Origin of the sequence: Paenibacillus sp. FSL R7-0652, from assembly GCF_038595045.1 — a bacterium.
Lineage (GTDB): Bacteria > Bacillota > Bacilli > Paenibacillales > Paenibacillaceae > Paenibacillus.
The window spans coordinates 932,759-953,901 of the sequence record NZ_CP152001.1; the positions used below are offsets into that span (position 1 = coordinate 932,759).

A 21,143-nucleotide genomic window follows, 5' to 3' on the forward strand; every position below is an offset into this window, starting at 1 on the left:
TTATGGTAAGAAAATTACTGCAAAGTGTACGCGAATATAAAAAGAATACATGGCTGACGCCCTTGTTTTTACTTGGCGAAGTGGCCATGGAAGTCATTATTCCGCTGTTTATGGCTGAATTGATCGACCAGGGGATCACTGGGGGTCAGATGGATCAGGTGACCAAGTACGGCTTGATTCTGGTGTTGTTTGCCCTGGTGTCTCTGGTCTTTGGAGCACTGGCGGGTAAGCATTCTGCGATTGCAATGTCGGGGTTTGGCAAAAATCTGCGTTATGACTTGTTCCGTCATGTGCAGCATCTGTCGTACTCCAATATGGATAAATTCTCAACCTCAGGGATCGTTACCAGGCTGACGACAGATATTACGCACGTGCAAAATGCATTTCTGATGATTATCCGCATTGCCTTCCGCAGTCCGGTGATGATGATTTTTGCAACGATTATGACGTATCGCATCAGCCCATCCATTGCTTCTTGGTTCATGATTGTGATCCCTGTGCTGGCCATTGGCATGGTCATCATCATGAAGTATTCTTTTCCGGTATTTGAGCGTGCCTTTGACAGTTACGATGATCTCAATAAAGTTGTGCAGGAAAATGTACGCGGCATTCGGGTCGTGAAATCGTATGTACGAGAAGAGCGTGAGGTATCCAAGTTTCAGGCCGTATCCCAGCGAATATTTGCACAGATGGCTAAGGCAGAACGCATTCTGTCGTATGAACTTCCACTGATGCAAATTGTCATGTATGCCGTGATGCTGATGATCTCATGGATTGGCGCGAAACTGGTTGTGGGCGGAAACATGACCACCGGGGAGCTTACGAGTTTATTCGCGTATTCCATGCAAATTCTAATGAGTTTGATGACCTTGGGCATCGTTGTCATTATGGTTGCCATTGCTCGTGCTTCGGCGGGACGGATTAATGAACTGTTAAGTGAACAGCCGGACATTACCAGTCCGGAGTCACCCGTTACAGAGCTGCACAACGGGGAAATCGAATTCCGCAATGTGTCCTTCCGTTACTCAGGCAAAGCCGAGAATTATGCCCTGTCTGGCATCAATCTGAGAATGGCTTCGGGACAGACGATTGGCATTATTGGAGCTGCGGGCAGTGCAAAATCCACCTTGGTGCAGCTGATTCCACGTCTGTATGATGCCAGTGAGGGCGAAGTGCTTGTCAGTGGAGTCAATGTGAAGGAGTACGATCTAAGTTTGCTTCGCAGTCAGGTTGCGATGGTATTGCAAAAAAACGTCCTGTTTGAAGGCACGATTAAGGAGAATCTGCGTTGGGGCAATGAACATGCTGCCGATGAAGAGTTGATTGAAGCGTGCAAAGCAGCACAGGCACATGAGTTTATTTCCACGTTTCCGGATGGATATGACACTCATTTGGCACAAGGCGGTACGAACGTTTCGGGAGGTCAGAAGCAGAGGCTATGTATTGCCAGAGCTTTACTCAAAAAACCGAAGATTCTGATTCTGGATGATTCCACCAGTGCCGTAGATACACGGACCGACGCGTTAATCCGCAACGTCTTCAAGGAAAGCATACCGGATACAACCAAAATTATTATTGCCCAGCGTATTGCATCTGTGGAAGATGCCGATCAGATTGTCATTCTGGATGAAGGCAGGATGGTAGATATCGGAACCCATCAGGAACTGCTGGGCAGAAATACAATTTATCAAGAGGCTTATTATACACAGACGAAAGGCGGTGAAGCACTAGATGGATAACATTCAATATGGCCGGACGATAAAACGTCTGCTAACCTACTTTAAATATTACAAATTCAGAACGACACTAGCGCTGATCCTGGTGCTGGTGAGTTCTGCCGTCTCTGTTGCTTCAGCGGCCTTTCTGCGATTGCTGATTGATGACTTTATTACGCCATTGCTCGGAAATCAGAATCCAGTGTTTGATGCCTTGTTACAGGCTTTAATTATTCTGGCTGTGATCTATGCTGCTGGAGTCATCAGTACGTTTGTCACGAAAAGGCTGATGATTACCGTCTCACAGCAGATTATGAAGAGGATTCGTGACCGCTTATTCGATCACATGCAGAAGCTTCCGATTAAATATTTTGACCGTAAAGCTCACGGGGATATTATGAGTCATTACACGAACGATGTGGATACGCTGAACATGATGCTGACGGATGGATTGCCCCAGCTGTTGTCCACTGTCGTGACGGTTGTAGTCGTTCTTGGTACGATGCTGTATCTGGATGTACCATTAACGATTGTGGTTGTGCTAGGTGCACTTGCCATGCTCTGGGTTACCAAAGTCGTGGGTACTAAGGCAACCGAGCACTTCTTCAAGCAGCAGGAATCGATCGGTGTGGTGGATGGATATATCGAGGAGATTATTCATGGGCAGAAAGTGGTGCAGATATTCGGTCGCGAGCAAAAAGCGATGGAACAATTTGCCCACCTGAATAATAGATTATTTGACGACTCGGCGACAGCTAACAAATATTCGAATATCCTCATGCCAATCAATGAGAATCTGTCCACATTAATCTATGTGCTTGTGGCTATTGCGGGCGGAGCTATGGCGATCTCAGGCTGGAACGCCGGTCTGAGTCTGGGAATTATCGCAGCTTTTCTGAGTTTATCCCGTAATTTCACGATGCCGATTGCCGAAATCTCCTCGCAGGTCAGCATGTTTGTCGTAGCTGTTGCAGGGGCTCAGCGGATATTTAACATGATGGATGAACAGCCTGAGGCAGATAAAGGCCGCGTGACGTTGGAAAAAAATCAGGATCTGTCCGGATGGGTCTGGAAACTGGAGAATGGCACAAGCGTTGTTCTGAAAGGCAAAGTGGAGTTTAAGGGTGTCAGTTTTACGTATGACGGAAAGAAACAAGTGCTCCAGAATATGACGTTGTATGCCATGCCTGGGCAGAAGCTTGCGTTTGTAGGTGCAACGGGTGCGGGCAAGACTACTGTCGCCAACCTGCTCAATCGTTTTTATGATATTACAGAAGGCGAGATCATCTATGACGGCATTAATATTCAGCGTATTCGAAAAACGGATTTGCGGCGTTCGTTGGGCATTGTGCTGCAGGATACCCATCTGTTCTCGGGTACGGTCGCTGAGAACATTCGATATGGAAGGCTGGAGGCGAGTGACGATGAGGTGATCCAGGCGGCGAAGCTGTCGTATGCGGCGAGTTTTATCGAACGGCTGCCTGACGGGTATGAGACCCGGCTTGATGGCAGCGGCAGCGGACTGTCACAGGGGCAGAGTCAACTGCTGGCGATTGCCCGAGCGGCAATTGCCAATCCGCCTGTCATGATTCTGGATGAAGCAACATCATCCATCGATACACGTACAGAAGCATTAGTTCAGAAGGGGATGGATAATCTGATGCAGGGTCGAACCGTGTTTGTGATCGCCCATCGCTTATCAACTGTACGAAATTCCGACGCCATTATGGTGCTGGAGCACGGCAAGATCAAGGAACGTGGTGACCACAAACAGCTGCTGGCGGCGAAAGGTACGTATTATCAATTGTATACTGGAGCTTTTGAGTGGGATTAACGTTTCACTGAGTATTTAAGCATCGAAGAGTATACTAGAAAGCAGCCAAGATCAAAAAGGGGTGTCCCACAAGCTATATAAATGGCTTGTGGGACACCCTTAAATTTTATTCACTGGTGGAGCAATTGTAGAACTGATTGAGGGCTTTGATTCGATTGTGTGAGCATGGCTTGTGCAGCCTGCGATAAAATATTTGATTTTGTGTACTCTAACATTTCTTTGGCCATGTCTGCGTCTCTAATTCGAGATTCTGCATTACTCAAATTCTCTGCAGCATTACTTGTATTGTTTAATGCATGTGCCATTCGATTCTGGATTGAACCGTATATTCCACGAATATTGGAAATTTTGGAGATGGCTTTGTCTACACGAGATAATGCTTGTTCTTGAATAGATGGTAGTAACAAGCCCATCGTTGTAATACCTAACGCATCAGCCTGCACGTTGAATAAAGGGATATCCATATGCTGCCCTTGATTAGCTCCGGCTTGGACCGTGAGTTTCGGTGTGATATAGTCTATGTCTTTGATCTTGACATTTAAAGTTGTTTCTAGGCGTGTAGACACTTCTGTTTCGTTTGTACGTTCAAATACATCCAAATTTAATGAGAAAGGACCGTATTTGAAAGCAAGTGTTAAACTTGATTGAGAAGGGAGGCTAACATCCCAATCAAAATTAATTGTAGGTTGTCCCCCTGCGGGATTATGAATTGCAAGTTGGGTTGGTGATAGAGATCCGAGAGAATTATCGAACGTAATACTAGCATTTGCTTCCGTTCCTGTCATCGTATATGTTGTATTCCCAGATGGCGAATTAATGGATGTTACACCATTGGGGATAAGCAGCCCATTTGCATCTGTCATCACTGAATGATCAGGCGGGTTAACTAGGTTGCTTAGCTTTACATTCGTATCCGTTGAATTTCCGTTATTTATTATATATTCGATTTGCATCGAATTATCTGGAAGTATAGTCCGGATTCTTTTTATCGATACATCGCTATCTGGAAACCACATATGATCCCAAGCCGGAACTGTACCGGTATTGCTTCTAGATGTATACTCCACTGGTCGCATCATGCCATCCACTTGTACAATCTCACTCATCGTGCCATAAACATGACCTAATGTTTTGGGGCCAAACCAAGTTGGGTTGATTCCCGAAGCATACCAATAGTCTGGTGCTGAATATTGCGGATCGGTTGTAGGCGCTAACGTTTCATATACTGAACGCTCTGTATCTGTTTTAGTTGTTGTATACGTATCCACATTATATTCGTTGTAACCTTGTCCCGAATCCTGCGAGGTTATCGGAGTAATTACATTTGTGTTTGTATACGTCTGAGTTGTAGATGACGTATTAGAATTGCTGGTCAGGTGTCTTGCTTCGGGTGGTGTCCCAGAGGCTGCATAAACTACAGTTTTCTGTACGGTTGTAATTGTGGGCGGCTCACTAAGGAAAGTGTTTGTACTGGAACTTGAACGATCCGCCAGTATTTTATAATCATCTCTTGCCAACAAGTTTATCGTGTTATAGCTTGTGCTTTGGGAAATATGGTTTATTTCATCCGTAAGCTCTTGAATCTCACTTTCAATCTTCAGACGATCATTATTGGTGTATGTATCATTTAGACCCTGGACAATCAGTTCTCTCTGTCTTTGTAAAATAGCTGAAATTTCCTGCAGTCCGCCTTCTGCTGTTTGAACAAGAGAAATCCCATCTTGTATATTTCGATTTGCTTGGTCAAGTCCGCGAATCTGTGACCTCATTTTCTCGGATATTGCTAGTCCTGCTGCATCATCAGACGCACGATCAATTCTCTGCCCAGAAGATAGTTTCTGTAGGTGGCTGGAGTTATTACGGGCGTTTTCTTGAGTTTTCCTATGTGCACTAGCAGCCGCTAAGTTATGCGAAATAATCATATGTTATACCTCTATCTAAAGTGGAGTAAGTTGATTAATTTTACCATGGTAGAATAAGGATAGTCTATTGATATGTGATTTTTCTGTAAATTTAGTGTGCAAATGGCCTAACAAAAGTAATGTCTCCACTAAGATAATCAGCTCAGAAAGAAGAGGGCCATGCGCCACCGCACAGCCTATCCAGAGGAGAAAATGCTTCACGTATTAAACCACAGGTTCATTCTGCTTCTTAAAATGCTGCTTAATCGCCAATTCGAGCACAGGTCCAGGTTCTTCGCGCTGCAGCTGGGCCAGATCACCAAATTCCATACGATACGGCTGTTCGGTACTGCTCGGAATCCAGTAAGGCAGCGGTTTGCCGGTGGAATCCAGACCATTCGGGTCACCTGTCGTGATGAAATTAGACAAATAATTGCACATCTGGCGTGCGAGATCATAGTGTTTGCCCGTGAAAGGACGCCAGCATTTCGCGAGTGTTTCAAAAAAGAACCACAGATCGACGGAGTGGAATGTGCCTGGCTGATCCCAGCCTGGAATCTCTGCGTCGAAGTTATAATAATAGAGCGGCGTCTCGGACGGATGACCGCTATTCGAGCGGATCACAAGCTGAATCGCATGTTCAATCATGCGGACAGAAGCCCGCTGCAGTGTATGATCCAGATCGCCGTTATCGGCTTCACAGTGCTGCAAAAAGGCAGGAGCATCCTCGCCAAAAAGTTCAGCCGCCATCTGTTTCAATTCCTCCATACTGCTGACAGCAGGCCGGGTCCAGAATTCGGAAGAGGTGTGTCCCAGCATGACGGGAACGAGTTCGCGCTTATGCTGCATAAACCGGGTGAATGGATCGCCTACGCAGAACTGGTTATCAATGACCGTTCCCCAGAAGCTTTTGTATTCCAGTATTTTATCCCGCAGCGTGATCGCATCCAGCTGTCTGGCTTCATCCAGGGAGGATACTCCTAGAAAACGGAAAAAATCAACGCCTTTCTGTTCGGCATCCCGCAGTGTGCTGCGGACAGCAGGGACATGCACATTTGGATACAGTTCGGTTGCGATGCCGCTCATAATGACGGCTCGCTGGAACAGGTTTTTGTTCTGCGGGGAAGTCATTTGGCTGAGTACACTGCCACCGCCGGCAGATTGTCCGCCGATTGTAATCTGATCCGGGTCACCGCCAAATGCAGCAATGTTGCGCTTCACCCACTGCGTGCCTGCCTGCTGATCCAGATGTCCAAAGTTTGCAGGGGCTTGTGGAGACTCCGCACTGATCTCGGGATGGCACAGGAAACCAAATGCATTCAGACGGTAATTGACGGTAACGACGACGATTCCCCTGCGAGCAATACGCTCACCATCAAATTCCATTTCGGCCGTGTGACCCACTTGAAGGCCGCCGCCGAAATACCAGACAAACACAGGCAGCTTCTCATCCGTACGTTTGGCGGGTGTCCACACGTTTAGGTAGAGGCAGTCCTCATTCATCGGCAGGTCCGGATCGACCGCCCACTCTCGGGTATAAATGTTGTTATCGTCGATCACCGTGGGGGCCTGCATAGAGGTGGGAGCAAAATCAAAAGCCTGAAGCACACCATCCCAGTCAGATGCCGGCTGCGGAGCACGCCAGCGATTTCGGCCTACCGGGGGCGCGGCGAACGGAATACCTTTAAAACTTGTAATACGCGGGTCTGCGGCAGGCAGCCCCTGAACTTGACCATTCTCTACCGTAACTGTTCTAAGCAACACACATTCTCCTCTCTGAATTGAACATTATTATTCATGTCGATCCAAGATGTATGGTTGCGCTTACAAGTGTGCGGGGTGATTTTCCCTCTGTCTCTATCATAAGCATCTTGAAGCGTTGTTTCCAGCATCTAAATTAAAAATCTCTGACTTCATCTAAATGATATATAATGACTGGTAAAAGGAATGGAGGTGCTGGAAGTGGACTCATTATGGAGAGAAGGGAGCAGAGCGAGCCAGATATATTTTATCAGCGGCGATCGCAAACCGGTTAATCTTCATCAGTGGGGACCGGGTGTGCGTGACGTCTATGCGCTGCACTACATCATTCAAGGGCAGGGTACACTGGAAACCGGAGGTCAGCGGTTCCGGCTGGGTGCCGGAGAGAGTTTTATCATTTTTCCGCAGCAAGAAATCTATTACTATCCTGACTCATCGGACCCGTGGGAGTACGTATGGATGGAATTCAACGGCAGAGATGCCCGGCACCTCATAGCGTTGACACAGTTATCGGTTCAGCATCCTGTCCTGCCAGCTGCGCCCGAGTCTATGGAGCCTTGGTTTCATCGGGCCTGGAATTCGGGTGCATCACCAAGTGAAGTGTTGAGAGCGGACGCTCGTCTGCAGCAGCTGCTGTCCTATTACATAGAATTCTTTCCCAGCGGGAAGAAGGAGGAAGTTAGGGATGATGTGTGGCTGGCAAGAACCTATATTGAGCAGAACTACTGGAAATCTTCCTTAACGGTTGCGGAGGTTGTACAGGTCGTGAATCTGGAACGAAGCTACCTGTTCCGCAGGTTCAAAGAAGCCACAGGTATATCGGTGTCTGCATATATAACAGCATGCCGGATTCGGCGTGCCTGCGAGCTGCTGAAATCATCCCAATTGTCCATTCAATCCATAGCATATTCGGTAGGATATAAGGATCCGCTTTATTTTTCCAGAGTATTCAAAAAGGCAGCATCATATACGCCATCAGCCTACATGATGCTGCACCAAAAAAAGAGCAGCACGTTAGGAGAAAACAGCTCAACATCCATACATCACTGAGCGGTACGCTAACCTGTAAGATGAACTACAATTGAGGATTAACGAAAAAGGGCACAGTTTCCGGACTCGCGAAAATAACGAATCAGCTTCTCGATCGGCTCCCGTCCGCAGTGCAGCTTAACACCTAGACAATCAATGCAGACAAATTGCTGGGCAGTGCGTGAGACTAATTTCAGATAAATGCCCACATCGTCGGAAGAAAGCGGAACCTGACAGGTGGTGCACAGCCGGCTTTGTGCCATTTATTTCACCAGCTTGGCTCGCACAACGAGACAATCATGAGCTGCCACTACGGGTGCATAACGCTCGCGGAATACACCGAGTTCCTTGTGCTCCCAGCAGTCATAGAGGGACAAAGAGTAACCAGATGCATAGGGCAGGCCCATATCCCAGAATTGCAAGGACAACTCCCGCTGGCTGTCGCTCAGGTTGAAGAAACCAATCGCCAGATCACCGTCCGTAAGTACCTTCACCAGCATGAATACGTCATCGGTATGAAACCATTGCGGCTCGGGTTTGATGCGGTAAGCCCCGCGTGCCTCCGGGTCCTGATTAATAGCTAGCAGATCGGGATTCAGCAAAATATCTTTGGTTGTCTCATTGGCTTTGCGCACATCACATCCGATCATCAGGGGTGAACCCATCATGGACCAGAGGGAGAAATGGGTTTTGTATTCGATATCATTGCAGCCGCCAATGCTGCCGATAAAGTCGCTGTTGCTTCCGCCGTACATGCCTACAATAAGCATATCCATGTCATTGTGGCAGAAGGAGCCGGTATAGCTTTGTTTTCCAAGCTGTGAAAGGGCCAGTTCTTTGACCGAATCCCAGTTGTCGCGTATATCTCCGGTGGAGCGGTACATATGTGCACCCGATTCGCGAATCCATTCGTATACATTGTCCTCACCCCAGTTGCAGGCAGAGAACAGGATGTCGCGCCCGCAGTTTTTGAGAGCAAGGCTCATGCGTTTGTACAGCAGCTCGCCCGAGATGTGGCGCGGCTTGAAGCAGTAGTCATATTTTAAATAATCCACGCCCCACTCGGCGAACAGCGCAGCATCCTGAAACTCATGCTCGAAACTGCCCGGATAACCTGCACAGGTGTGTGTACCGACACAGGAGTACATGCCAAACTTCAGGCCTTTGTCGTGGATATAATCTGCAAGCGCCTTCATTCCACTCGGGAATTTGGCAGGATCTACGACCAGATTTCCGTCTGCATCCCGCTCCTTGAGGCTCCAGCAATCGTCAATCACAATGTACTCGTACCCAGCGTCTCGATATCCTTCCTTTACAAACACATCGGCCACATCCCGAATCAACTGCTCATTGATGTCCCACGTAAACGTATTCCATGAATTCCAGCCCAACGCGGGGGCAAATCCCATCATTGCATTTGTATTAGCGCTCATGATTTGGCTCGCTTCCTTCCTTGTCCTGTTTTTTTGAAAATGCCAAACTTCCATCTTATCTCTGCTGAGAATGCGGATAATAACTATCATGAACTTAACTGATCAAGGGCATTTCAGCCATAGCTTGACGTTGCTTCGATATGGACAAATGTTGTTTGAATATATGAAATGAAGGAAGCCAGATGAGAATTAATTGAACTGAATCAATTGAAATATCGAATCGTGTTTTTTGCTATTTTGCAGGGCTGTATCATGCACAAAACCATGAACAACAAACCTCCTTCTGGCGAAGCTTTTTTTTATCGTTTATACTTGTAAAGCCAATTTACTTGAGGAGTTGTCTAACGAATCATGAATAAAAAAGAAGTCGCGCACATTCGCAAACAATTCAAGCTGGATCATGATCTGCTGAACATTTACGACATTCTGAATGTCTATATTACAAAAGAAACGAATGAAGTTTATCACTGGGAACGCCATCCTTTTGAGCTGGTGGATCGAGAGAAGCAGGAATTATACATGGGTAATTTCAAAAAACTGCTGACAGGAGAACTCGATCAGAAGCTGTTCGAACTGAAATTCCAAGAAGAGGCGGAGGAACCGGCACAGGTGATGCTTCATCAGGCGCTCGTCACTGGAGACCCAGATGAGTGGCAGGATCTCATGCTGCTGCTTGTCGACCGCATGATGGCCGATGCCAAGTATGAGCGGGATATGGTTGTTACGTTTATTAAGGGGCAGTATTATTTGCCGACAAAAGCCAGAAACGATGAAGCCGAAGAGAGTGAGAAAAACGAGGTATTTGCTCATCCCTTCATCCTGTGCAGTGTGAATTCCACGGAGAAGCAGCGGAAGACGCTGTTATTTGACTATGTAGAGCGGGAATTCAAGTACAACATCATCGTTGATCCGATCATCAAATTAAGCACGCCGGAGCAGGGATTCCTGTATCCAAGTGTGACGGATAATTATTCGGACGTGAACCGTGTGCTGTACTGCACGGGAAAATCGAATTTCCCCGATCCTCATTTTGTAGAAAATGTGCTGAATGGTGAACGTTCTGTAACGGCACTGGAGGAGCGGGCCATTTTCGAGGATATCGTCAAAGAGATTACAGGGGAGCAGATGGATGCGACCACCTTGGCCCATGTGTATGAAGAGATCAATCGTGTCATTGAAGTGAACGAAGAATCGCATGAAGAAGAGCCGCCGAAGCTGGATTATAAAGACGTGGAACGTCTGCTTACCGCCAGCGGTGTAGAAGAGTTAACCACCGAGAAGGTGGAACGAGCATTTGAAACGATCGTGGACAACAAAAACTATGAGCTGAAAGCCAATAGTGTTATGCCCAAATACACTTCCAAATCAATCAAGATTGATACGAAGGTAGCAACCATCTCCATCAGTCCGCAGGATCTCAAATATGTGAGACAAGTCAACTACCAGGGAAGACGCTGTATCATGATTGAAGTGGACGAGGACGCTGTAATTGAAGGATTTACACTTGCCACAGAGAATCTCTGATTAAGTTAGATTAGCCAAGTAAGTTAGAGGATACAAAAATAAACGTTAACAAGCCCAAGCTTGCGGTCATACCGCGAGGCTTGGGCTTTACTGTTTTTATTTAGGCTATGATTGCCGAAGCAGCTGCTTGAGATCAGGCGATGGGTGCGAACCAAGCTCCTCATGGAGCAGTTCCTCCAGAAGCTGATACTGCCACTGGGCTTCCGCCCTCCGGCCCAGCGAAAGATAGAGAAGAATTACTTCACGGTGAATATCTTCCCGAATAGAGTCAATCTGCAGGACCCGATCAAAATAGTGCAGGGCACGGAGCGGTTGATTTTGCTGGAGATGATACTGGGCGGCGGTTTCCATCGTTGTAATAAAATCCATCTCCAGCTGTCTTGACCACGCCAAAGCCCATTCATAGTGCCGCCCTTTCAGAAGCTCTCCACGATAAAGGGTATCGATTCGTTCAAACATTTCAGGCTGATAGGTTGAGGTTTGACGAATTTTACGGCATAAGGTTTCGAACTCATACAGATCACAATCCATTACGCTGCGATCTACACGAATCCCGTTTCGATCTTTGAGGATAATGGGAATATCGGTGTTGTCTCCAATCGCACGTCTAACATAATACAGCGTTGAATTGATGTTCGTCCACGCCTTCTGCGGACTTAGGTCTTTCCATAACGTATCGGCCAGTGCATCGCGGCTTGTCGACTTGGCATATAAGAGGAATGCGAGCAGTTCCTCCGTTTTGGGTGTTCGCAGTTTGATAGGACTACCCGTATCCTCTCCGGCAAACACCATAAATTCACCGAACAGCCGCACCGTCAGGCGAGGGGGCGGGGAAACGGGCTCTGACAAGATGATGGTGTCGCGAAGCCGCTCCTGCAAACGCTGTATGCTGCGGCTTACACGCTCGGCGGTCACGGGTTTGATCACATAGTCGATGACCTCTTTTTCAAAAGCCTGTACGGCATACTCTTCATATCCTGTTACAAGCACGATCGGAAGGGAAGCATGATGTCTGCGCAATTCGCCAATCAGCTGCATCCCTGAGATCCGCGGCATCGTAATATCAAGAAAGGCAGCATCAAAGCTGTTATTCGCAGCGTATTCACAAGCCTTCTCGGGGTCCTGGAATACTTCGCACACCTCTATTTTTCCACTTTCAGTCAAAATACGCTTCAGCCGCTTGAGCGACAGGTCTTCATCGTCTACGATGATTACTCTCATCATGTACTGTAACCCCCGTTACCCTTATTGCTGTAGTACTGAATGGGAAGGTCAAACGTAATACGTGTTCCTTCACCATCATGGCTTTCCAACTGAATATCCCTGTTATACAGCAGCTTCAGCCTGCTGGAAATATTCCATAGACCGACACCGGTGCTGCCATCGGCAGCCTGCAGGATGTCCTTCATTCGCTGCTTTGTTATTCCGATGCCGTTGTCCTCAATGGTAAATCTGATTTCCATTTCATTCACCTTACGAATAGACAGCATCACCCGTCCGCCGTCCACACGGGACATCAGACCATGCCGAATGGCATTCTCGATGAGCGGCTGCAGGATGAGCGGCGGAATGTCCATGCTGCGGTCTACATCGGCGTCCACGTCGATGATGACCTCCAGCCTTGATCCGAATCGCGCGCGTTCAATGGCTGCATAAGCTTCAATCATCTCGAGCTCGTTGACCAGACTTGTTTTGGAATCCAGATGTTTGAAGTGCACGCTTCCCCGCAGATAACTGGACAGCTGCAGGATTAATTGTTCCGCCTGATTCGGTGCATCAACACACAATTCGGCAATCGCATTCAAGGCGTTATACAGAAAGTGCGGGTTAATCTGGGATCGCAAAAAGGAAATCTCGGCATTTCGTGCCGCCTGAACAGACGTCTTCATTCGGGTCAGGCCGCCGATTCTAGCCAGTAGTTCCTCCGATTCGAAGGGTTTGGCTACGAAATCATTAGCTCCCTTCTCAAGTGCCAATTTTAACTGATGGGCTTTATTGCCCGCGGTCAGCATGAGCACGGGCAGTTCGGAAGGGGAGAAGCGTTCCCGAATACGATCAAGCAATTCGTAACCGGACATGCCTGGCATCATGATATCCGCTATGATCAGATGAACGGCAGGGAGCCGGTCCAGCAGACCCAATACCGAGCCGGATTGTGAAGTGACGGCATAACTGTAACCTTCCAGTTTCAGCAGACTTATGATCGTCTGCAGATTAGCTGCATCATCATCAACGACGAGAATCCATTCATTTTTTAGGCCCGGCATAATGACAGGTTCCTCGTATCTCAGTGCACGATGACCTGAAACCGCCGGAGGCAGGTTCAGAGGTGGAACGTTGGAACGTTTCACTTTTTTAGCTTCGGCAAGCGGGAAAGTTAGAACGAACACAGATCCTTGACCAAGCACCGATTCAGCGTGAATCGTTCCACCGTGCAGCTCAACAAGCTTGCGGGTAATGCTCAGACCAAGCCCTGTCCCCCCGGCAGCCCTGGGTCCCGTACCCTCTTCCTGCTCGAATGGCAGGAAGATGTGCTCCAGCTTGTCCGGGCTGATGCCGCGGCCTGTGTCTGCAGCGCGCACTTCAGCTTTGCCGTGCACAATCGAGGCACTAATGCGAACAGAACCGTGGTCGGTAAATTTGACGGCATTACCGACCAGATTATGCAGGATCTGCACGAGTCGGTTCCCGTCCGCATAAATCAGCGGGAAATCCGCCGGGATACTGTTGATCAGCTCTACGTTTTTCGTGCCCAGCAGGAATGAGTGCATACGCATCACCGATTCAGCATAGGCGGACAGATCGGCAGCCGAGCGGTGCAGCGGAATATCTCCATGTTTCATTTTGGAGTAGTCCAGCAGTTCATCCACCAGATATGTCAGCCTTCTGCCGCTGCTTGTTACAACCGCCAGATTTTGAGCTTGTTCCTCTGTTAACCGGCCTTCCGAACCTTTGAGCAGGCTTTCACTAATATTGACGATGGCATTGAGCGGTGTCTTTAATTCATGCGAAGTATTGGAGAGAAAGTCATCCTTCACTTGATCGAGTAAAAGAAGCTGGTCCTTAAGGGATTGGACGGTAAGATAAGCCTCGAAGAATCGAAGCACAACGAGAAAGAGCATCAAGATACTGAACAGAACGATGCACACCTGTCCGATATTCACGTTTTCCTTAAGCGAAACGGAGAACAGGTTAATGTCCAGACAGTACAGCGTAATGCAGAGCATGGCTGCGTACCATAGAAAGCCGGATAGTCGTTCTCCCTTCTCGCTAATTACAAACCGCACAGCACACTGTACAAGCAGCCATAGCAGAATTAACGTATACAGCCCGATGACAATAGGTGCCGTTAACACGTAGACGGAGATGGGAAAGAGTGCGAGCAGGCAGATATATGCTCCAAAAACAAACAACGCTGTAGAGGTTATTCCTGCGGAGATCATGCCTGCCCGGAAACGGTGGAAATAAAATATGAGCAGGCCAAGACAGGCAACAGAGCAAAAATCCTTTAATTTATACAGCGTACTAAATGAAAAATGAATTCCTGTTTCGGTCAGAACACGTTCACTGATCATGCCATTATACAGGGCATACAGTAGACAGATTAGGCCGAGCAGCAGCAGAGAATCATCTCGGCTTCGATACAAGGCCGACCCCAAGTAGCTGACGAGAAAAATGACGGCTATTACAGCCAGAACAGCCATTGCGGCCAGTTCAATGGCTGTGTGGCTCTGATGGCTTTTGAGCATCGCCGCCTGTTCGCCAAAAAAGAGCGGTCCGGAAATGCCGGCGTTAGGATAGTCGTAATTCGCCACCCGGACCAATATTTCAATATCGCCGCCATCATAAGGGAAAAAACCGATTTGTGGAGAATTACCTGCCTTGTAACCGGCTGTTTTTTCCACGGCTTGTCCGTCCTGCAGCAGCTTGATGCCGTTGACGTAAATTTCGCTGGCGAAACGGATATTGCTTTTTTTGATGGCGAGTGTGCCCTCAATCGGTGTATTGCGCAGCACAAGCCGATATGAAGCAAAGCCGTACGAAGGCAGTCGTTCGTTCCCTATCTGAACCGGGCCCCAAGTACCCGGAACTTCGGCATAGGCATCGGGAGTGACGTGGATATCATGCTGTTTCTGATCTATCGTTTGAGGTAAGGGGGCCTTTTTCCAATAAAATTCCCACTCCCCATCCAGCCTGATGCGATCCATCAGCTTCGGGTTCCAGGTTGCGAGATCGAGAATACCCTGGCGTGCATGGAGTGCGGCAGCCTGCGGCTCTCTGATCGTGGACAGAACCAGCAGCGCCGCAGCAAGCATCACTGTAAGCACAGCACTCAAAATTCGTAATAACACGCTAAGCTGCTCCTTTGGGAGATCGCCAATCATCTCTAGTAGTCTATCGGCATTGTAGCGGATATCCCTGGGGGCTGCAATTGAATTTCGACAATTTTCTTTGTTTATTTTTTGTTTATTGTATTGAATGTCGGAGGTCAAACCCAGCCTGTAAATGCCAATATAGACGCTTTGGCGGAGGGGGCTTCCACATGCGTTCCTGTTCGCCATGCTTTCGGTGACTCGCCCATTAACCTGGCGAAACAGCGGTTAAAGCTGGAGATGGAGCGGAAGCCAACCTGCTCGGAGATCGACAGCACGGAGGCATCGGTACTTTTTAATCGTTTGCAGGCCTCTTCGACCCTTGTGCTGTTAAGAAAATCAAGCGGTGTCGTCCCCATAATCTCATGGAATTTACGGCGGAAATGAGTGGTGCTCAGGTGACATAGCTCTGCAAGCTCGTCAATCGTCACAGGCATCATGTAACTTCTCGTAATGAACTCCAGGGCAGGTGAGATGACGAGGTCAGGTTGACGGCCCTGCAGCTCCTGTTCCCGTGCCTGTTCTGGCTTCCTCTCCGGATTAGAGCCGAGCTCATCGCCGGCATGAATACGCAGCAGCTCGATGTAGAGTGACATTAACAGCCCATACGCGCTTTCCCGGTAGAAAGGGGACTGCTGCTGTATTTCTTCCACAATGGAAGATGCCAGCGTATAGACTTTCGGATATTGATCTTTATGCAGCACACAGCGGTCTGCTCGAATGGTCCGGAGATTCGGCTCCATATTACCGTGAGGCATCTTTAAAGCATGCTGGAACAGCTCTTCTGGTGAAAAAAAGAGATAAGCCCACCTGCTTGCGTTATTAGGTGAACTGTAAGTGGTATGCGGCAGATAGCGGGGAAGAAATGTCACGTCTCCTGCCCGGAATGGAACGCATTCCCCTTTAATCTCCATCACCCCTCCATCGGAGTAACAAATGCCGATCTCCATATGATTATGGAAATGCAGATGCTCACTCTTGATATCGGATATTTTCCAGCGTTCCCCGCTGAGCAGCAGTACGGGAAAATCGATGGGCAGGCTGTAATGACGGTATTCAATGACAGGTTTCTTAGGTTTGGGCATGTCCGGCTGCTCCCATTCGTCTGATTATAAATGATCGAAATTGCGCAGTTTTGTTACGAATATGCTTAGATGCAGACTATTTTACTGCGTACAATGAAATAAGTAAAGCGTTTACATCACAGGACAGTCGCTTCTCGGGATCAATTGGAGGAGTGTGCGCAGGAGAGGGGAATAATACAAAATGCTGCAGTTGAAATATGACCGGGAACAGCTTCTAAATGTGATTCACCATGTAACGAGAAAAACGCTGGATATGGATTTGATGTGGGATTGGCCCTGCGGTGTGGCCTATTACGGTGTATCGAGAGCCTACCAAACAACAGGTGATCAGGAGGTTCTGGACAGACTGGTACAATGGGCAGATGAATATATTGAACTGGGGCTTCCGAGCTGGACGGTGAATACATGTGCGATGGGGCATGTGCTGATTACGTTATATGAAGAGACCGGGAATCAGAAATATTGGGATATCGTGATGAGTAAGGTGGATTATTTGCAAAATCATGCGCTCCGCTTCGGCGATCGGGTGCTGCAGCATACCGTATCCACCGCGAATGATTTTCCCGAACAGGCTTGGGCGGATACGCTGTTTATGGCAGCCTTCTTCCTGCTCCGGGTAGGCAGCAAGCTGAAGGATGAAGCGATGATTCAGGATGCCCTGAATCAGTATTACTGGCATATCAAATACCTGCAGGACCCCGGCACAGGCCTGTGGTACCACGGCTATAACAATGTGAACAAGGATCATATGTCGGGTTTTTACTGGGGACGTGCGAATGCATGGGGAGCCTATACGATGTCGCAGGTAAAACCGCAGCTTAGAGAATGGTATCTGTATCCGCAGTGTATGGACGTTGAGTGTTCCCTGCGAGATCAGCTTGCGGCTCTCAAGCTGCTGCAGACGGAAGAGGGCTTGTGGCGTACCGTACTGGATGATCCGGAATCATATGAGGAAGTCTCTGCATCCTGCGGCATTGCCGCTGCGATGATCAATAATGGCAATCCGCTGCATACGAAATATGTGCAAAAAGCGCTGAGCGGCATTTTGAACCATATTAGCGAAGATGGGCGTGTGCTGGGTGTATCCGGTGGAACGGCTGTAATGAAGGACCGCGACGGTTACCGTAACATTCCGAAGGATTGGATTCAAGGTTGGGGTCAGGGACTGGCACTGGCATTTCTATCCGATCTGCTGCGACAAGGAGAGTGAACACATTGCCGAAATCGACCAAAGGCTCTTTCACGTTACCGGGAGAATCCGGTTATGAAGCGCTGACGCTGGAGCTGGCCCAGCGATGGGGAGCCGATGTGATTCGTGACAGTGACGGGACGAGATTGTCGGATGAGATTATTCAAGCCGGATACGGCATTTATTCGACCATCTGCATCATTCGGGATCATAATGAATGGGCGTCGGGAAACCAAGATAAGCTGCAGCAGTGCTTTCTGATTACACAGCCGAAGGTGGCCGTGCAGGATTATATCTCCTTCTATCTGATGGAAGATTTTTTTGCCGAACAATTCAAGGTCAACGATTCGAAGGAAGCGTTAAAGTATTGGCAGGTATATGACCGAACGACGGGACAGGAAGTGCCGAGAAGCCAGTGGAATTACGAAAGGGAATCCGGCCACGTGGTCATAACCGGCATTGCGGCCTGGCATAAATACACGGTAAGTTTCATGGTTTATCGTATATGGGAAGAAATCTCCATGTATAACCACACGACCAACAACTGGGACAAGGAACACCTGATGCAGATCGATCCCATTTATACGGATACACAGACGTATCTGCTGGATTGGATGGAACGGTGGTGCGCTGCGCATCCGGAAACAACGGTTGTCCGGTTTACCTCGCTTTTCTATAATTTTGCCTGGATATGGGGTAGTGATGAGCGGAACCGTCATCTGTTCTCCGACTGGGGTTCATATGATTTCACGGTAAGTTCAAAAGGGCTAGATCTTTTTGCCGAAAAATATGGCTATTTACTCACAGCTGAAGATTTTGTGAATGGAGGCAAATATCAGGTCAGCCATATGCCTGCGGGGCAGCGAAAGCTGGATTGGATGGCGTTCATCAACGATTTTGTCATTGAATTCGGCCAAAAACTGATTGATATCGTACATAAGCATGGCAAACTTGCCTATGTGTTCTATGATGACAGCTGGGTAGGCATGGAGCCGTACAACGATCGTTTTGAAGAGTTTGGCTTCGATGGCATGATCAAATGTGTTTTCTCCGGGTATGAGGTCAGAATGTGCTCGGGGATCAAGGTGGACACACACGAGATTCGTCTTCACCCGTACCTGTTCCCTGTGGGTCTGGGCGGATTACCAACTTTTAAAGAGGGAGGAAATCCGACGCTGGATGCCAAAAACTACTGGATCAACATTCGGCGTGCATTGCTGCGCGAGAAGATTGACCGGATTGGACTGGGTGGATATCTGCATTTGGTGGAGCCGTATCCTGATTTCGTGGAATATATCGAGAAGGTCGCGGACGAGTTCAGGGAGATCAAGGAGCTGCATCAGGCAGGTAAACCCGTTCAGCTTCAAACCAGGGTAGCTGTACTGCACAGCTGGGGCAGGTTGAGATCGTGGACGCTGTCAGGACATTTCCATGAGACCTATATGCATGATCTCATTCATGTGAATGAAGCATTATCCGGGCTGCCGGTAAACGTTCGGTTTATTGATTTTGAGGATATACGTCAGGGCGTGCTCAGTGAGGTGGATGTGGTCATTAATGCGGGCCGTGCGGGTTCTGCGTGGAGTGGCGGAGAACAATGGCGAGACACGGCATGTGTAGATCAGCTCACCCGTTGGGTGCACGACGGAGGCACGTTCATTGGCATCAACCAGCCGTCTGCGGTGGAAGGGTACGATACCTTTTTCCGAATGGCTCATGTGCTCGGGGTTGATGAGGACACCGGTGCGCGTGTGGTGCATGGAAAATGGGCGTATGACGTTCAGGATCGGCATGATCTTATACCGGAAGGTGCGGCAGTGACAGGCAATCCGCAGCTGTATCTGACGGATGGAACGGCCGAGGTACTGCAGAAGACAGGAGGAGATATTGCGTTGTCTGTTCATGCGTTTGGTAAGGGGCATGGGATCTATCTGTCCTCGTTCGAGTTCAACTGGGCGAATGCCAGGCTGCTGCTGAATCTGGTCCACTTTGGCGGTAATGAGCTGCACAATACCAAGTATATTACGGATAATATGGTTACCGAGTGTGCGTATTATCCCGAGAGCGGCAAGCTGGTTGTCATCAACAACAGCGATGAAGCGCAGACGACCACGATTGAAACAGATCACGGTATGCAGACGCTGCATATCGCTCCATTTGATACGATTATCACCCGAATTGGGGCGCAGGCATCGGTGTGAGATCAATATTGGCAAGGTTGTACTTCATGGAATCGACGTGAAAATGATTAGTTTGCCGCAAAAAAGCTCAAGGTCTGCAGCTTGTTATAGGCCTTTGGGCTTTTTGTGGCGCCAACACATTTTGATTTAAGGATGATATGCTGCATGTATGGACACACGCCCTTATGTGCTAGACTAATGAAAAGTTATGTCAAAACTTGAAGCTATGTATAGCGAAAGCTGCTTTTAATAACTATGAGACTAAACGGATTCAGTTTACACTTTAACGGAGAGGAAGGAAAAAACTAGGAAAGCAAGGAGCTGCTCATATGAATATCAACGAGGTTATGCAGGAGCTGGAGGCTCTGGGCAAGGAACGTACTAAAAAAATCTATTTGTCTAATGGTGCACATGAACCGCTGTTTGGTGTTGCGACAGGAGCAATGAAACCGATGGCGAAGCAGATCAAGAAAAATCAGCCGCTGGCTGAGCAGCTGTATGCAACAGGCAACTATGATGCCATGTATTTTGCAGGCATTATAGCTGACCCCAAAGCCATGACCCAGGCCGACTTTGATCGCTGGATGGATGCGGCTTATTTCTATATGCTGTCCGATTATGTGGTCGCTGTAACTCTGGCAGAGACAGATATTGCACAAGAGGTTGCGGATCAGTGGATAGCCAGTGGAGAGGAACTGCGAATGTCCGGCGGGTGGAGCTGTTACTGCTGGCTGCTCGGCAGCCGCAAGGATACCGAGTTTGAGGAAGATAAAATTAAACAGATGCTTGAGCAGGCAGCACAAACGATTCACACTGCTCCGGAACGGGCCAAAATAGCGATGAATCTATTTATCTACAATGTCGCGATATCTTATGTTCCGCTGCATGATCTGGCGGTGCAAACGGCCAAAAGAGTGGGCCCGGTTGAGGTAGGCTTGGACAAGCCGAAAAGCAAGCAGTTAAGTGCTTCCGACAATATTCAAAAAGCAGTGGATCGTAATCAGCTTGGTTTCAAGCGCAAATATGTAAGATGTTAACCCGAAACGTGTATTCCATTATCGCCATGGCTCGTTATAATGGTGTTAATGGATGACACGGGTGGGGGAGACAACAACGGAC

14 protein-coding genes are annotated in these 21,143 nt (G+C 48.2%); 7 read left to right on the plus strand and 7 right to left on the minus strand.

Annotated features, from left to right (window positions below; genetic code table 11):
- Positions 1-2: 2 nt before the first annotated feature.
- Both MKY97_RS04250 and MKY97_RS04255 read left to right on the plus strand, forming a co-directional pair.
- The gene (locus MKY97_RS04250) at positions 3-1,739 is read left to right on the plus strand and encodes an ABC transporter ATP-binding protein (protein WP_342554269.1); all 1,737 of its coding nucleotides are present in this window, start codon (positions 3-5) and stop codon (positions 1,737-1,739) included.
- Positions 1,732-3,549 (plus strand): ABC transporter ATP-binding protein, encoded by a 1,818-nt coding sequence (locus MKY97_RS04255; protein ID WP_342554270.1) that lies wholly within the window; start codon positions 1,732-1,734, stop codon positions 3,547-3,549. Before MKY97_RS04250 ends, MKY97_RS04255 begins: the two co-directional genes overlap by 8 nt.
- A 110-nt stretch (positions 3,550-3,659) precedes the next feature.
- Here MKY97_RS04255 and MKY97_RS04260 read toward each other — a convergent pair whose 3' ends face one another.
- A complete protein-coding gene (locus MKY97_RS04260; protein WP_342554271.1) occupies positions 3,660-5,471 on the minus strand; it encodes a flagellin in 1,812 nt (603 codons plus the stop codon).
- 204 nt (positions 5,472-5,675) lie between these two features.
- A complete protein-coding gene (locus tag MKY97_RS04265; RefSeq protein ID WP_342554272.1) occupies positions 5,676-7,211 on the minus strand; it encodes a carboxylesterase family protein in 1,536 nt (511 codons plus the stop codon).
- 201 nt (positions 7,212-7,412) lie between these two features.
- Between MKY97_RS04265 and MKY97_RS04270 the strand changes: the two genes are divergently transcribed.
- The gene (locus MKY97_RS04270) at positions 7,413-8,261 is read left to right on the plus strand and encodes an AraC family transcriptional regulator (protein ID WP_342554273.1); all 849 of its coding nucleotides are present in this window, start codon (positions 7,413-7,415) and stop codon (positions 8,259-8,261) included.
- Between the two features lie 38 nt (positions 8,262-8,299).
- Here MKY97_RS04270 and MKY97_RS04275 read toward each other — a convergent pair whose 3' ends face one another.
- Together MKY97_RS04275 and MKY97_RS04280 are read right to left on the minus strand one after the other, a co-directional pair.
- Positions 8,300-8,503, minus strand: a complete 204-nt coding sequence (locus MKY97_RS04275; protein WP_342554274.1) for a hypothetical protein — start codon at positions 8,501-8,503, stop codon at positions 8,300-8,302.
- Positions 8,504-9,673, minus strand: a complete 1,170-nt coding sequence (locus tag MKY97_RS04280) for a glycoside hydrolase family 27 protein (RefSeq protein ID WP_342554275.1) — start codon at positions 9,671-9,673, stop codon at positions 8,504-8,506.
- 351 nt (positions 9,674-10,024) lie between these two features.
- Between MKY97_RS04280 and MKY97_RS04285 the strand changes: the two genes are divergently transcribed.
- Positions 10,025-11,197, plus strand: a complete 1,173-nt coding sequence (locus MKY97_RS04285) for a DUF4317 domain-containing protein (RefSeq protein ID WP_293201533.1) — start codon at positions 10,025-10,027, stop codon at positions 11,195-11,197.
- 105 nt (positions 11,198-11,302) lie between these two features.
- Here MKY97_RS04285 and MKY97_RS04290 read toward each other — a convergent pair whose 3' ends face one another.
- From MKY97_RS04290 to MKY97_RS04300, 3 genes are all read right to left on the minus strand, one after another.
- Positions 11,303-12,421, minus strand: a complete 1,119-nt coding sequence (locus MKY97_RS04290; RefSeq protein ID WP_342554276.1) for a response regulator — start codon at positions 12,419-12,421, stop codon at positions 11,303-11,305.
- Entirely contained in the window at positions 12,418-15,549 is a 3,132-nt protein-coding gene (locus tag MKY97_RS04295) for an ATP-binding protein (RefSeq protein ID WP_342554277.1), read from the minus strand. The genes MKY97_RS04290 and MKY97_RS04295 overlap by 4 nt, the downstream gene beginning before the upstream one ends.
- 137 nt (positions 15,550-15,686) lie before the next feature.
- Complete coding sequence (locus MKY97_RS04300; protein WP_342554278.1) at positions 15,687-16,655, minus strand: AraC family transcriptional regulator; 969 nt, start codon at positions 16,653-16,655, stop codon at positions 15,687-15,689.
- A 181-nt stretch (positions 16,656-16,836) separates the two neighbouring features.
- Between MKY97_RS04300 and MKY97_RS04305 the strand changes: the two genes are divergently transcribed.
- The 3 genes from MKY97_RS04305 to MKY97_RS04315 all read left to right on the plus strand — a co-directional run bounded on the left by MKY97_RS04305 (position 16,837) and on the right by MKY97_RS04315 (position 21,061).
- Positions 16,837-17,865, plus strand: coding sequence for a glycoside hydrolase family 88 protein (locus tag MKY97_RS04305; protein ID WP_342554279.1), 1,029 nt, complete (start codon positions 16,837-16,839; stop codon positions 17,863-17,865).
- Complete coding sequence (gnpA, locus tag MKY97_RS04310; protein ID WP_342554280.1) at positions 17,862-20,045, plus strand: 1,3-beta-galactosyl-N-acetylhexosamine phosphorylase; 2,184 nt, start codon at positions 17,862-17,864, stop codon at positions 20,043-20,045. Before MKY97_RS04305 ends, gnpA begins: the two co-directional genes overlap by 4 nt.
- A gap of 308 nt (positions 20,046-20,353) precedes the next feature.
- A complete protein-coding gene (locus MKY97_RS04315) occupies positions 20,354-21,061 on the plus strand; it encodes a DNA alkylation repair protein (protein ID WP_342554281.1) in 708 nt (235 codons plus the stop codon).
- Positions 21,062-21,143 lie beyond the last annotated feature (82 nt).

Coding starts and splice junctions, on each gene's coding strand:
- MKY97_RS04250 (WP_342554269.1), top strand. CDS start 3: ATGGTAAGAAAATTACTGCAAAGTGTACGCGAATATAAAAAGAATACA.
- MKY97_RS04255 (WP_342554270.1), top strand. CDS start 1,732: ATGGATAACATTCAATATGGCCGGACGATAAAACGTCTGCTAACCTAC.
- MKY97_RS04260 (WP_342554271.1), bottom strand. CDS start 5,471: ATGATTATTTCGCATAACTTAGCGGCTGCTAGTGCACATAGGAAAACT.
- MKY97_RS04275 (WP_342554274.1), bottom strand. CDS start 8,503: ATGGCACAAAGCCGGCTGTGCACCACCTGTCAGGTTCCGCTTTCTTCC.
- MKY97_RS04280 (WP_342554275.1), bottom strand. CDS start 9,673: ATGAGCGCTAATACAAATGCAATGATGGGATTTGCCCCCGCGTTGGGC.
- MKY97_RS04285 (WP_293201533.1), top strand. CDS start 10,025: ATGAATAAAAAAGAAGTCGCGCACATTCGCAAACAATTCAAGCTGGAT.
- MKY97_RS04290 (WP_342554276.1), bottom strand. CDS start 12,421: ATGATGAGAGTAATCATCGTAGACGATGAAGACCTGTCGCTCAAGCGG.
- MKY97_RS04300 (WP_342554278.1), bottom strand. CDS start 16,655: ATGCCCAAACCTAAGAAACCTGTCATTGAATACCGTCATTACAGCCTG.
- MKY97_RS04305 (WP_342554279.1), top strand. CDS start 16,837: ATGCTGCAGTTGAAATATGACCGGGAACAGCTTCTAAATGTGATTCAC.
- MKY97_RS04315 (WP_342554281.1), top strand. CDS start 20,354: ATGAATATCAACGAGGTTATGCAGGAGCTGGAGGCTCTGGGCAAGGAA.